This is a genomic window from Streptacidiphilus albus JL83, assembly GCF_000744705.1.
In the GTDB taxonomy this organism is placed as follows: Bacteria; Actinomycetota; Actinomycetes; order Streptomycetales; family Streptomycetaceae; genus Streptacidiphilus; species Streptacidiphilus albus.
Genome location: NZ_JQML01000001.1, coordinates 6,131,697 through 6,144,348, shown reverse-complemented (window position 1 = coordinate 6,144,348; position 12,652 = coordinate 6,131,697). Strand labels below are relative to the sequence as shown.

The following is a 12,652-nucleotide window of genomic DNA, read 5'->3' as shown; positions in this document are numbered from 1 at the left end:
AAAACCCCTCGCGGATGCGAGAGGTCTGCGCGCGGGTCTGAGAACACGATGTCCGTTCCGCATACGGGTCTGTCGTGCGGAGCGGTCACTGCGGACCGGCGCGCCTGCTGCCAATAATGAGCGCGAGCGAGGGCACGTCCGCAGTCTTGCACAGGCGCGCCGCGCGGGACGGAAGGTCTCAGGATGCGGGACGCCGCAGATCGGCGGTCAGTGCAGCCTGGCGGTGTCCAGTTCGAAGTCGAAGGGCTTCGGCAGCCGCAGCGGATCGCCGAGAGCGGCGGTGGCCACGACCGTGTAGTCCCCGTGCCGGGGCTCGCTGTGCAGCACGACCTGGTCCCGCTGGCGGTCCACCAGCAGGTAGAGCGGGATCCCGGCAGCGGCGCAGCCTCGCCGCTTCTGCTCGCGATCCTTGCCGGGACGGCTGGAAGTGACTTCCAGCACCATCAGCACGCCCTCGGGCTCGGACCAGGACTCCCGGCCGAGCATGGCTCCGTCCCGGGTGAAGGTGCCGTCCGGGATGAACCGCCCGGTGGGGACGATCAGACCCTTGCCTCCGGCGAAGTCCAGCTCCTCCGGGCATTGGCGAGCGATCTGCCAGACGATCCGGCCGATCGCGGTCTCGTGGTCGCCGTCCGGCGGTGGTGTCACGACGATCTCCCCCTCGATGAGCTCGGCCTTGAAGCCCTCGGGGGTCTCCAGGGCGAGGAACGCCTCCAGCAGGCCGTCCCCCTCGCTCCGGTCGACGTCGGCGAAGTCGAATGTTGCTGCGGACATGGCCCCTCCCTTCCGGTGCTCACTGCTCAACGAGTGGTACGGATCGAGGCTACCCACGGCTCGGGCCCCGCCGCCCCCCTTCGGGGCGGCGGGGCCCGGGTGGGTCAGACGATGCTGTGCATCCAGCCGTGGGTGTCCTCGCGGCGGCCGGTCTGCAGGGCCAGCAGGGTCTCCCGGAGCTTGAGGGTGACCGGGCCGGGCTCGCCCGCGCCGACCGTCCAGTTGCCGCGCGCGGACTTGACCGAGCCGACCGGGGTGATCACGGCGGCGGTGCCGCAGGCGAAGACCTCGGTGAGGGCTCCGTCGGCGTTGCCCGCGCGCCACTCGTCGGCGGAGATCTTCCGCTCCTCGGTGGCGTAGCCGAGGTCGGCGGCGATGCTCAGCAGCGAGTCGCGGGTGATGCCGGGAAGCAGCGAGCCGGAGAGCTCGGGGGTGACGATCCGGGCGTTCTCGCCCTCGCCGAAGACGAAGTAGAGGTTCATGCCGCCCAGTTCCTCGATCCAGCGGCGCTCGATCGCGTCCAGGTAGACGACCTGGTCGCAGCCGTGGGCGGCGGCCTCGGCCTGGGCAACCAGGGAGGCGGCGTAGTTGCCGCCGCACTTGGCGGCGCCGGTGCCGCCGGGCGCGGCACGGACGTACTCCTCGGAGAGCCAGACCGAGACCGGCTTGACGCCACCGGGGAAGTAGGCGCCGGCCGGGGAGGCGATCAGCAGGAACAGGTACTCGTTGGCGGGGCGGACGCCGAGGCCGACCTCGGTCGCGATCATGAACGGGCGCAGGTAGAGGCTGGCCTCGTCCTGGGCCGGCACCCACGCCTGGTCCTGCTGGACCAGCGCCTCGACGGCGGCGACGAAGGTCTCCTGCGGCAGCTCCGGCATGGCCAGCCGGCGCGCGGAGGACTGGAACCGCGCGGCGTTGGCGTAGGGGCGGAAGGTCTGGATGCTGCCGTCGGCCGTCCGGTACGCCTTCAGGCCCTCGAAGATCGACTGGCCGTAGTGCAGGATCGAGGTCGCCGGGTCGAGTTCGATCGGTCCGTAGGGCACCAGCTGGGCGTCGTGCCAACCCCGGCCCTCGGTCCAGCGGATGGTCACCATGTTGTCGGTGAAGAAACGGCCGAAGCCGGGGTTGGCGAGCCTGGCTTCGCGCTCCTCGGCGGCCAGCGGGTGGGCCGAGGGCTTGAGCTCGATCTCGATGGTGTCCATGGGGGAGGTCATGGTGGCTACGTCCTTCACCGTGTCGTCATGTCGGGCGGCCCGAGGCGTCGCGGGGGCCCAGGGTCGATGGTCGCACCTTCCGGGTCCGCTCGAACAGCCGCAGGCGCGGCGGCACGGCAAAGCGGCCCGGAAGGCGCGAACCGGTGGTACCGGGGTCACAGAGCGTGCTGACCAGCCGGATTCGGCTCACTGTCTTCCGGACCGCTGTAGGTCCTTCGTTCCGAGTGCCGGCTGGTCAGCCGGCTACTCGGGCGGCGAGGGCGTCGCCGATCTGCGCGGTGGAGCGCGGGGCCTGACCGGTGCGCGCGGCGAGGTCCGCGGCGACCGCGGCCTCGACCCGGGCGGCCTCGTCGTTCAGGCCGAGGTGCTGGAGCAGCATGGCGACCGAGAGCACGGTGGCGGTCGGGTCGGCCTTGCCCTGGCCGGCGATGTCCGGGGCCGAGCCGTGGACCGGCTCGAACATGGACGGGAAGGCGCCGGACGGGTTGATGTTGCCGCTCGCGGCCAGGCCGATGCCGCCGGTGACGGCCGCGGCCAGGTCGGTCAGGATGTCGCCGAACAGGTTGTCGGTGACGATGACGTCGAAGCGCTCGGGCTGGGTGACGAAGAAGATCGTCGCCGCGTCGACGTGCAGGTAGTCGGTGCTGACCTCGGGGAACTCGGCCGCGACCGCGTTGAAGATCCGGGTCCACAGGTGCCCGGCGTGGACCAGGACGTTGTTCTTGTGAACCAGCGTCAGCTTCTTGCGCGGACGGGCCTGGGCGCGGGCGAAGGCGTCGCGGACGACCCGCTCGATGCCGAAGGCCGTGTTCAGGCTGACCTCGGTGGCGATCTCCTCCGGAGTGCCGGTGCGCAGCGTGCCGCCGTTGCCGGCGTACGGGCCCTCGGTGCCCTCGCGGACGACCACGAAGTCGATCTCCGGCTCGCCCGCCAGCGGCGAGGAGACGCCCGGGAACAGCTTGCCGGGGCGGAGGTTGACGTGGTGGTCGAAGGCGAAGCGCAGCTTGAGCAGCAGCCCCCGCTCCAGCACCCCGGAGGGCACGGACGGGTCACCGATCGCGCCGAGGAGGATGGCGTCGTTGTGCTTCAGCTCCTCCAGCACGCTGTCCGGCAGGGTCTCGCCGGTGGCGTGGTAGCGGCGGGCGCCGAGGTCGTACTCGGTGGTCTCCACCTTGGTATCGGCGGGGAGGACGGCGGAGAGGACCTTGAGGCCTTCGGCCACGACTTCCTGGCCGATGCCGTCACCGGGGATCACTGCGAGGCGGAGGGTACGAGACATGTCGGGGACGATACTCCTGGTTTCACCTGTCGGTCGGATTCCGTCCGATATGTGGACGGAATCCGACCGCCTTCAGCGGTCGTGGCCGGTCGCGCCGCCGTTGTCACGGCGGTCGAGCGCCCGCTGCAGCGCGGCTGCGGCGTTGGCGCGCTCGGCGGCCGCGTCGGCGCGGCGGCTACGGCGGGGAGGGGTCTGCGGGCGCAGCTGGTCCATGGGAACTCCGATCGCACGCACGGACTGCTCCGTGCACAGGACGGGGAAGGTGAGGGTGGGGGTGCGTGGCCGCGCAGGGGTCACCTGCGGCAAGGGCCGATCAGGACCGGCTGGAGATGCAGCGGACCGCCTGATGACCTCACGTTACGACAGTGGACCTGAACTGTCTGCACAACTACTTGGATTTCCTACTATCTGAGATGACGGCTGCTCACGCCGCCCTCGGGCCGGGCCGACTCAGGCCCCCGCGATCCGCTCGTGGTGGCGGATGACCTCGGCGATGATGAAGTTGAGGAACTTCTCGGCGAAGGCCGGGTCGAGCCGGGCGTTCTCGGCCAGGTCGCGCAGCCGCTGGATCTGGTCCCGCTCGCGGGCCGGATCGGCCGGCGGCAGCCTGTACTGCGCCTTCAGCCGCCCGACCTCCTGGGTGCACTTGAAGCGCTCGGCCAGCATGTGGACGATCGCGGCGTCGATGTTGTCGATGCTGCCCCGCAGTCGGAGCAGCTCCGCCTGGGCCTGCTGGTCCACCTCGCCACCCGTGGCACTGCTGCTTTCGGTCATGCGCTCCCCCTGTCCGGCGGCCGGTTACCGGGACGTTCACCCGGCGGGCCCAGGATACCGATTCGGAGTTTCCCGCCGGATCATGTAATCTCTTCCACGTCAGCAGGCGCCGCTAGCTCAGTTGGTTAGAGCAGCTGACTCTTAATCAGCGGGTCCGGGGTTCGAGTCCCTGGCGGCGCACAGCTTGCAGGTAGTAGACGTCAGGGCCCCACTCCTCGGAGTGGGGCCCTGACGTCGTTTCACCCCGGTTCCCCGGCGGCGGATTGACGCCAGGTGGCGATCCAGGCGGCGGTGAGCAGGGTGCAGGCACCGGCCAGGGCCATCGCGGCGCCGCTGCCGGTGAGCGCGGCGAGGGCGCCGAAGCAGGCCGGGCCGAGGCCCTGGAGGGTCATGTTGCCCGAGTTCACCAGGCCGAAGGCCTGGCCCTGGCCGTCGGCGGGCAGGGCGTCCAGGAAGACCCGTTGCAGGCCCAGGCCGTAGGCGAAGCCGGCACCGGTGAGCAGCAGCAGGGCCGCCGCGGGCCAGGGTCCGGGCGCGGCCGCGAAGCCGAGCAGCGGCAGGCCCAGCAGTGCGACCAGCGGGACCACCAGCCGCTCCCGGGTGGCCGGCCACAGCAGTCGGCCGACCAGCAGGTCGCCCAGCAGCATCCCGAACGGGAGGCAGGCCATCAGCAGGGCGTAGCTGCCGGGCGCGAAGCGGCGCTGCCCGGCGTAGGCGACGATCAGGCCCTCCGCGCCCGCCGTGAACGCGGACGGCAGCCACTGCGCCAGCAGCAGCCGCCGCAGACCGGGCACGCGCAGCAGACCGCCCGCCCCGCGCAGGCTGGAGCGGAGCACCGAACCGGTCGCCGACGCGGCCGGACGCAGGTCCGGCAGGCCCAGCCGTACCGCCGCCGAGACGACGAGGTAGAGCCCGGCGCCGACCAGCAGCGCGCGGTGGGCCCCGAGCGACGCGACGGCCGCGCCGCCGAGGGCGAGGCCCACCAGCTGCGCCCCGGAGGAGGCCATGTTGTTGAGCGAGCGGCCCAGGACGTAGGCGTCGCCGGTCAGCCACTCGGCCGTCAGCCGGGCCGAGGCGCCGCCGAACAGCGGAGTGACCAGGGCGACCACGGCCACCAGCGCCAGGCTCGCCGCGATCGGCAGCCCGGCCGTGGCCAGGGCGATCGCGGCCGCTCCCTCCAGCAGGTAGCCGCCGGCGATCAGCGCCCGGGGCGGGAGCCGGTCGGCCAACGAGCCGAGCAGCACGCTGCCGGGCAGCTGCGGCAGGAAGCCGGCGCCGAAGGCGACCGCGCTGAGCAGCGGCGAACCGGTGCCCGCGAAGACCAGCACCGAGAAGGTGGTGATCCGCAGCGAGTCGGCGATGATCGCCACCGTGCGGGTGAGGAAGAGCAGCCGGTACCGCGGATCGGCCAGCACCTCCCGGTAGGTGGTGCGGCGGACCGGGGCGTCCGCGGTGGTGGTGGTCATGCGGAGCAGCCTCGCCGGGCCCGGCCCGGCCCGCCAATGCTTCGCCCCTGGACGTAAGGTCGGATGCCCGGTCCGGACGTAGCATCGGTGGCGTGATCCGCTTCGAGGCCTCCGCCGAGGACCTGCTGCGCAGCCGGTTCGCCCTCTCCCCCGCCTTCGAGCTGGCCTCCCTGCTGAACCGGCTGGCGCTGGGCCGACCGCTGCCGGGGCCGTGGGCGGCCCGGCTGCGCCCGCGGTTCGAGCGGCTGCGGCGGGATCCCGCACTGGGCGCGGCGCTCGCCCTCCACACCGGGCGGTACGGGGCGGACTTCGTCACCATTCCGCCGCGCGGGCTCGCGCAGACCTGGGCCGACGACCTGGCCGCGATCCGGGCCGCCCCGCCGGAGCAGGCCCGCGTCGAGATCGCGCACGTCATGTCGCTGCGGCCGGTGACCGACCCCGCGGTGCTGGCGGTGCTGACCGGGCCGGACCCGGTCGCGCTGATCGCCGAGGCGCTGGACCTGGCCTGGCGGGAGCTGCTGGCGCAGGACTGGCCCCGGCTGCGGGCGCTCTGCGAGCGGGACGTGGTGCACCGGGTCGGGGTGATCGGCGAGCGCGGCTGGGCGGCGGCCATCGGCGACCTGCACCCCGGCGTCCGTTGGCACGAGGGCGGGATCGAGGTGAAGCGGGCGGCCCAGCGCGGGCGCTCGGGGCCGAGCGAGACGGTTCGGCTGAACGGGGAAGGGCTGCTGCTGATCCCCTCGGTACTGGTCCGGCCGGGGACCGCCTACCACTGGGAGGCCCCCTGGCCGAAGACGCTGATCTACCCGGCCCGGGGCACCGCCGCGCTGTGGGAGGAGCCGGACCCGGCCCCGGACTCCCCGGCCGCGCTCGGCGGACTGCTGGGCCGCTCCCGGGCCCGGATCCTGCTCGCCCTGGAGGTACCGGCCAGCACCAGCCAGCTGGCCCGCGAGCTCGGCCTGGCGCCGGGCGCGGTCGGCGACCACCTGGCGGTGCTGCTGGCCGGCGGCCTGCTGGCCCGGGCCCGCTCCGGCCGCTCGGTGCTGTACCGGCGCACGCCGCTGGGGGACGCGCTGTCGGGGGGATCGGGCAGACTGACCTGACCGAACCGAGGGGGAATCCGATGAGCGAACCGGTCATGAGCCTGGCCGAGGTCGAGGCGCTGGCGCGGCGGGTGCACGCGGGGCAGGTGGACAAGGCCGGACGGCCCTACGCCGAACACCTGGAGGCGGTGGCCCGGGGCACCGCCGCCCGGGGCGGCGACCCGGAGCAGGTCACGGCGGCCTGGCTGCACGACGCGGTCGAGGACGGCGCGCTCACGGCCGAGTGGCTGGCCGGCGCGCCGTTGACGGAACGCACCAAGTCGCTGGTGCTGGCGATGACCAAGCACCGGGGCGAGGACCCGCGCGACTACGCCGCCCGGCTGCTGGCGGTGCCGGGCGCGGTCACGATCAAGCTGGCCGACCTGGCCCACAACAGCGACCCGGACCGGCTGGCCGTACTCAACCCGGCAACGCAGGCCCGGCTGCGGGAGAAGTACGCCCTGATGCGCCGCCTGCTGACCGTCGACGAGTGAACTGCTGCCCCGCGCCGCCCCGTTGACCGGGGCGGCGCGGACACGTCAGCCGCCGATGCAGGTGCTGCGCAGGATGTACAGGCGCTCCTGGCGCCGAATGGTCATGCAGGCCCGGGCCCACCCCTCGGAAGGGTGGGCCCGGGCCTGTCGGATCGCGTCAGCGGCTCACGCGCTGAGGTTCACCGAGCGGGCGAACTTGGCGCCGATCTCGGCGGAGATCTCGGCCAGCAGCGGCTGCGGGATCTCGCTGTCGACGGTGAGCGAGACCAGCGCGTCGCCGGACTCGTCGTCGCGGGAGACCTGCATGCCGGCGATGTTGATGCCGGCCTCGCCGAGCAGGCGGCCCAGGGTGCCGACCACGCCGGGGCGGTCGTCGTAGCGGAAGAAGCCCATGTGGTTGGTGAGGACCACGTCCACGTCGAAGGTGTCGACGCCGACGATCTTCTGGATCCGCTTCGGGCCCGTCAGCGTGCCGGAGACGGAGACCTCGCGGCCGTCGGTCAGGGTGCCGCGGACGACGATGACGTTGCGGTACTCGGGGCTCTCGCTGGTCGTCGTGAGCCGCACCTCCAGGCCGCGCTCCTGCGCGAACAGCGGCGCGTTGACGTAGGAGACGGTCTCGGCGACGACGTCCTCGAAGACGCCCTTGAGCGCGGACAGCTCCAGCACCTTGACGTCGTGCTGGGTGATCTCGCCGCGCACCTCGACGTCGAGGCGGACGGCCACCTCGCCGGCCAGCGCGGTGAAGATCCGGCCGAGCTTCTCGGCCAGCGGCAGGCCCGGACGGACGTCCTCGGCGATGACGCCGCCCTGGACGTTGACCGCGTCGGGGACCAGCTCGCCCGCGAGCGCCAGGCGGACGGACTTGGCGACCGAGATACCGGCCTTCTCCTGGGCCTCGTCGGTGGAGGCGCCCAGGTGCGGGGTGGCCACCACGTTGTCGAAGGCGAAGAGCGGCGAGTCGGTGCAGGGCTCCTTGACGTAGACGTCGAGCCCGGCGCCGGCGACCCGGCCCTCCTTCAGCGCGGAGGCCAGGGCCTCCTCGTCGACGATCCCGCCGCGCGCGGCGTTGACGATGCGCACGGTCGGCTTGACCTTGTGCAGCGCCTCGTCGCCGATCAGGCCGATGGTCTCCGGGGTCTTCGGGAGGTGCACCGTGATGAAGTCGGCGACCTGCAGCAGCTCGTCCAGCGGCAGCAGCTTGACGCCCATCTGGGCCGCGCGGGCGGCCTGGATGTAGGGGTCGTAGGCGACGATCTTCATCCCGAAGGCGGACATCCGCTGGGCGACCAGGACGCCGATGCGGCCGAGGCCGACCACGCCGAGGGTCTTCTCGGCCAGCTCGACGCCGGTGTACTTGTTGCGCTTCCACTCGCCGTTCTTCAGCGCCAGGTTGGCGGCCGGGATGTGCCGGGCGGTGGAGATCAGCAGGCCGCAGGCCAGCTCGGCGGCGGTGACGATGTTGGAGGTGGGCGCGTTCACGACCATCACGCCGGCCTTGGTGGCGGCGGGGACGTCCACGTTGTCGAGACCGACGCCGGCGCGGGCGACGACCTTGAGCTTGCGGGCGGCGGCGATGGCCTCGGCGTCGACCTTGGTGGCCGAGCGGATCAGGATCGCGTCGACGTCGGCGATGGCCGCCAGCAGCTCGGCGCGGTTGGCGCCGTCGCAGTGGCGGATCTCGAAGTCGGGGCCGAGAGCGTCGACGGTCGCGGGCGACAGTTCTTCGGCGATCAGGACGACAGGCTTCTGATGAGGGGTAGCAGCGCTCACGACAGTGTGTCCTTACTGTCCGGGTCTCCCCGGCCGCAGGCCTTGGGCACGGACGGCATGGTGGGGACGGTGGCATGCCGCGTTGGAGACGCACGACGCTGTGAGCCTGACGCGCACTCGGGAGTCTAGCGAGGGTTGGGTCGGCGACCCATGCCCATGCGGAGGAATCACCCGCACGGGATCTGACAATCCGTACAAAGAAGCGGGGGCGTCCACGCACGGACGCCCCCGCCACTGCGAACCGGGGCTTACGCCTCGTCGTCCACCCAGCTCATCAGCTTGCGGAGCTTCTTGCCGGTGGTCTCCAGCAGGTGCTCGCTGTCGGCCTTCTTGTACTCGTTGTACTTGGGCAGACCGGCCTTGTACTCGGCGATCCAGGTGGTGGCGAAGGTGCCGTCCTGGATCTCGGCCAGGACCTGCTTCATCGCGGCCTTGGTGTCGGCGGTGATGATCTTCGGGCCGGTGATGTAGTCGCCCCACTCGGCGGTCTCGGAGACCGACCAGCGCATCTTCTCCAGGCCGCCCTCGTACATCAGGTCGACGATGAGCTTCAGCTCGTGGAGGCACTCGAAGTAGGCGATCTCCGGCTGGTAGCCGGCCTCGACCAGGGTCTCGAAGCCCGCCTTGACCAGCGCGGACGCGCCACCGCAGAGGACGGCCTGCTCACCGAACAGGTCGGTCTCGGTCTCCTCGGTGAAGGTGGTCTTGATGACGCCGGCGCGGGTGCCGCCGATGCCCTTGGCGTAGGAGAGCGCCAGCTGCAGGCCCTTGCCGGTGGCGTCCTGCTCGACGGCCACGATGCACGGGACGCCGCGGCCCTCCTCGTACTGACGGCGGACCAGGTGGCCCGGGCCCTTCGGGGCGACCATGCAGACGTCGACGTCGGCCGGGGGCTTGATGAAGCCGTAGCGGATGTTCAGGCCGTGGCCGAAGAACAGCGCGTCGCCGGCCTTGAGGTTGGGCTCGACGACCTCCTTGTAGACGTCGCCCTGGATGGGGTCCGGCACCAGGATCATGATGACGTCGGCCTCGGCGGCGGCCTCGGCGGGGGTGACCACGCGCAGGCCCTGCTCCTCGGCCTTGGCACGGGACTTGGACTCCGGGAGCAGGCCGACCCGGACGTCGACGCCCGAGTCGCGCAGCGAGAGCGCGTGGGCGTGACCCTGGCTGCCGTAGCCGAGGATCGCGACCTTGCGGCCCTGGATGATGGACAGATCAGCGTCTTCGTCGTAGAACAGCTCGGCCATCGCTGGCTTCTCCTTGCAGGGGGTACACGGTGGTTAGGGACACCGTACGCCGGTGGGGGCGTGACGGGTTTCGTTCTCAGATAATGAGACTGGCGTCTCAGGCGCTGCGGTCGAGCGCCCGGAGCGAGCGGTCGGTGATCGAGCGGGCGCCGCGGCCCACCGCCACCATTCCCGACTGCACCAGTTCCTTGATGCCGTAGGGCTCCAGCATCTTCAGCATCGCCTCCAGCTTGTCCGAGCTGCCGGTGGCCTCGACCGTCACGGCCTCCGGGGAGACGTCCACGGTCTTGGCCCGGAACAGCTGGACGATCTCGGTGATCTGCGAGCGGGTCTCGCTGTCAGCACGCACCTTGACCAGGATCAGCTCGCGGCGGACCGCCGCGGCCGGGTCCAGCTCGACGATCTTTATCACGTTGACCAGCTTGTTGAGCTGCTTGGTCACCTGCTCCAGCGGCAGGTCCTCCACATTGACGACGATGGTCATCCGGGAGATGTCGGGGTGCTCGGTCGGTCCGACGGCGAGCGAGTCGATGTTGAATCCCCGGCGGGAGAACAGTGCGGCGATGCGGGCGAGCACGCCGGGCTTGTTCTCGACGAGGACGGAGAGGGTGTGCTTGGACATGGTTCCTATCCCTTGGTTCCGGTCCTGGATGCTGGCGGGGGGTGTCAGTCGTTCTCGTCGCCGAAGTCCGGGCGCAGGTCACGGGCGGCCAGGATCTCGTCGTTGCTGGTACCGGCCGCGACCATGGGCCAGACCATGGCGTCCTGGTGCACGATGAAGTCGATCACGACCGGGGCGTCGGTGATGGCCATCGCCTCCTGGATCACCGCGTCCAGGTCCTCCGGGCGCTCGCAGCGCAGTCCGACGCAGCCCATCGCGTCGGCGAGCTTCACGAAGTCCGGGATCCGGGTGCCCTGGGCCGGCTGGGCCTTGCCGTCGTGGCCCGGGCCGCTGTGCAGCACGGTGTTGGAGTAGCGCTGGTCGTAGAAGAGGGTCTGCCACTGGCGGACCATGCCCAGCGAGCCGTTGTTGATGACCGCGACCTTGATCGGGATGTTGTTCAGCGCGCAGGTGACCAGCTCCTGGTTGGTCATCTGGAAGCAGCCGTCGCCGTCGATCGCCCAGACCTCGGTGCCCGGCATCCCCGCCTTGGCGCCCATCGCGGCCGGGACCGCGTAGCCCATGGTGCCCGCGCCGCCGGAGTTCAGCCAGGTGGCCGGCTTCTCGAAGGTGAGGAACTGCGAGGCCCACATCTGGTGCTGGCCGACGCCCGCCGCGTAGATCGCGTCCGGGCCGACCAGCTGCCCGATCCGCTCGATGACCTGCTGCGGGCTGAGCATCCCGCCCGGGGCCGCGTCGTAGCCGACCGGGTAGGTCTTCCGCCACTGGTTGAGCTGCTGCCACCACTCGGGGTAGGCGGCGGTGACACCCGCCGCGGCTGTGTCCTTTTCGAGATCGGCCTGGACGGCCTGGATCAGGTCGGCCAGGATCTCCCGGGCGTCGCCGACGATCGGCACGTCCGCGGTGCGGTTCTTGCCGATCTCGGCCGGGTCGATGTCCGCGTGGACGATCTTGGCGTGCGGGGCGAAGGTGTCCAGCCGGCCGGTGACCCGGTCGTCGAAGCGGGTACCGAGGGCGAACAGCAGGTCGGCCTTCTGCAGCGCGGTGACGGCGGCGACCGAGCCGTGCATCCCGGGCATGCCCAGGTGCTGGTCGTGGGTGTCGGGGAAGGCGCCGAGCGCCATCAGGGTGGTGACCACCGGGGCGCCGGTCAGCTCGGCCAGGATCCGCAGCTCGGCGGTGGCGCCCGCCTTGATCACGCCGCCGCCGACGTAGAGCACCGGGCGCTTGGAGCCGGTCAGCAGCCGGGCCGCCTCGCGGATCTGCTTGGCGTGCGGCTTGGTGACGGGGCGGTAGCCGGGCAGCTGCAGCTCGACCGGCCAGCGGAACACCGTCCGCGCCTGCAGCGCGTCCTTGGCGATGTCGACCAGGACCGGTCCCGGGCGGCCGGTGGCGGCGATGTGGAACGCCTCGGCGATCACCCGGGGGATCTCGGCGGCGTCGGTGACCAGGTAGTTGTGCTTGGTGATCGGCATGGTGATGCCGCAGATGTCCGCCTCCTGGAAGGCGTCGGTGCCGATGGCGGCACTGGCGACCTGCCCGGTGATGGCGACGATCGGCACCGAGTCCATGTAGGCGTCGGCGATCGGGGTGACCAGGTTGGTCGCGCCGGGCCCCGAGGTGGCCATGCAGACGCCGACCCGGCCGGTGGCCTGGGCGTAGCCGGTGGCGGCGTGGCCGGCCCCCTGCTCGTGGCGGACCAGGATGTGGCGGACCTTGGTGGAGTCCATCAGCGGGTCGTACGCGGGGAGGATGGCGCCACCGGGGATCCCGAACACGGTGTCGGCGCCGACCGCCTCGAGCGAGCGGATGAGCGACTGGGCCCCGGTCATGGGCTCGGCGACGGGGGTCTCTCCGCGATGCGGGGCGGCTGCCTGCTCAGTCATCTGCTGGTTCCTTCTCGGAGGGGTACGCACGGCGTTGTGGA

Annotated in this window: 12 protein-coding genes and 1 tRNA gene; 3 read left to right on the top strand and 10 right to left on the bottom strand. The window is 71.6% G+C overall.

Annotated features, from left to right (window positions below; translation table 11 throughout):
• Positions 1-207: 207 nt before the first annotated feature.
• The 5 genes from BS75_RS26860 to BS75_RS26845 all read right to left on the bottom strand — a co-directional run bounded on the left by BS75_RS26860 (position 208) and on the right by BS75_RS26845 (position 4,041).
• The gene (locus tag BS75_RS26860; protein ID WP_034090087.1) at positions 208-774 is read right to left on the bottom strand and encodes a Uma2 family endonuclease; all 567 of its coding nucleotides are present in this window, start codon (positions 772-774) and stop codon (positions 208-210) included.
• A 104-nt stretch (positions 775-878) separates the two neighbouring features.
• Positions 879-1,976 (bottom strand): branched-chain amino acid aminotransferase, encoded by a 1,098-nt coding sequence (locus BS75_RS26855; RefSeq protein WP_034093852.1) that lies wholly within the window; start codon positions 1,974-1,976, stop codon positions 879-881.
• Between the two features lie 247 nt (positions 1,977-2,223).
• Entirely contained in the window at positions 2,224-3,267 is a 1,044-nt protein-coding gene (locus BS75_RS26850; RefSeq protein ID WP_034090086.1) for a 3-isopropylmalate dehydrogenase, read from the bottom strand.
• Positions 3,268-3,339: 72 nt separating this feature from the next.
• Complete coding sequence (locus BS75_RS49500) at positions 3,340-3,480, bottom strand: hypothetical protein (RefSeq protein ID WP_169790765.1); 141 nt, start codon at positions 3,478-3,480, stop codon at positions 3,340-3,342.
• Between the two features lie 237 nt (positions 3,481-3,717).
• Positions 3,718-4,041 (bottom strand): chorismate mutase, encoded by a 324-nt coding sequence (locus BS75_RS26845; protein ID WP_034090085.1) that lies wholly within the window; start codon positions 4,039-4,041, stop codon positions 3,718-3,720.
• Between the two features lie 106 nt (positions 4,042-4,147).
• On the opposite strand from BS75_RS26845, the gene BS75_RS26840 reads away from it, so the two are divergent.
• Positions 4,148-4,221: transfer RNA gene (locus tag BS75_RS26840), tRNA-Lys, on the top strand.
• 59 nt (positions 4,222-4,280) lie between these two features.
• Here BS75_RS26840 and BS75_RS26835 read toward each other — a convergent pair.
• Positions 4,281-5,507, bottom strand: a complete 1,227-nt coding sequence (locus BS75_RS26835; RefSeq protein ID WP_034090084.1) for an MFS transporter — start codon at positions 5,505-5,507, stop codon at positions 4,281-4,283.
• A gap of 92 nt (positions 5,508-5,599) precedes the next feature.
• Here BS75_RS26835 and BS75_RS26830 point away from each other — a divergent pair, with 92 nt between their 5' ends.
• On the top strand, positions 5,600-6,610 hold the full coding sequence (locus BS75_RS26830; protein WP_034090083.1) for a helix-turn-helix domain-containing protein: 1,011 nt from the start codon (positions 5,600-5,602) through the stop codon (positions 6,608-6,610).
• Between the two features lie 20 nt (positions 6,611-6,630).
• The gene (locus tag BS75_RS26825) at positions 6,631-7,083 is read left to right on the top strand and encodes an HD domain-containing protein (protein ID WP_034090082.1); all 453 of its coding nucleotides are present in this window, start codon (positions 6,631-6,633) and stop codon (positions 7,081-7,083) included.
• A 165-nt stretch (positions 7,084-7,248) separates the two neighbouring features.
• On the opposite strand, the gene serA is transcribed toward BS75_RS26825, so the two are convergent.
• The 4 genes from serA to BS75_RS26805 all read right to left on the bottom strand — a co-directional run bounded on the left by serA (position 7,249) and on the right by BS75_RS26805 (position 12,641).
• Positions 7,249-8,856 (bottom strand): phosphoglycerate dehydrogenase, encoded by a 1,608-nt coding sequence (gene serA, locus BS75_RS26820; protein ID WP_034090081.1) that lies wholly within the window; start codon positions 8,854-8,856, stop codon positions 7,249-7,251.
• Positions 8,857-9,104: 248 nt separating this feature from the next.
• Positions 9,105-10,103 carry a ketol-acid reductoisomerase gene (gene ilvC / locus BS75_RS26815; protein ID WP_034090080.1) on the bottom strand — a complete coding sequence of 333 codons (999 nt, stop codon included), beginning with the start codon at positions 10,101-10,103 and terminating at the stop codon, positions 9,105-9,107.
• A gap of 97 nt (positions 10,104-10,200) precedes the next feature.
• Positions 10,201-10,725, bottom strand: coding sequence for an acetolactate synthase small subunit (gene ilvN, locus BS75_RS26810; protein ID WP_034090079.1), 525 nt, complete (start codon positions 10,723-10,725; stop codon positions 10,201-10,203).
• 44 nt (positions 10,726-10,769) lie between these two features.
• Positions 10,770-12,641, bottom strand: coding sequence for an acetolactate synthase large subunit (locus BS75_RS26805; RefSeq protein WP_267970425.1), 1,872 nt, complete (start codon positions 12,639-12,641; stop codon positions 10,770-10,772).
• Positions 12,642-12,652 lie beyond the last annotated feature (11 nt).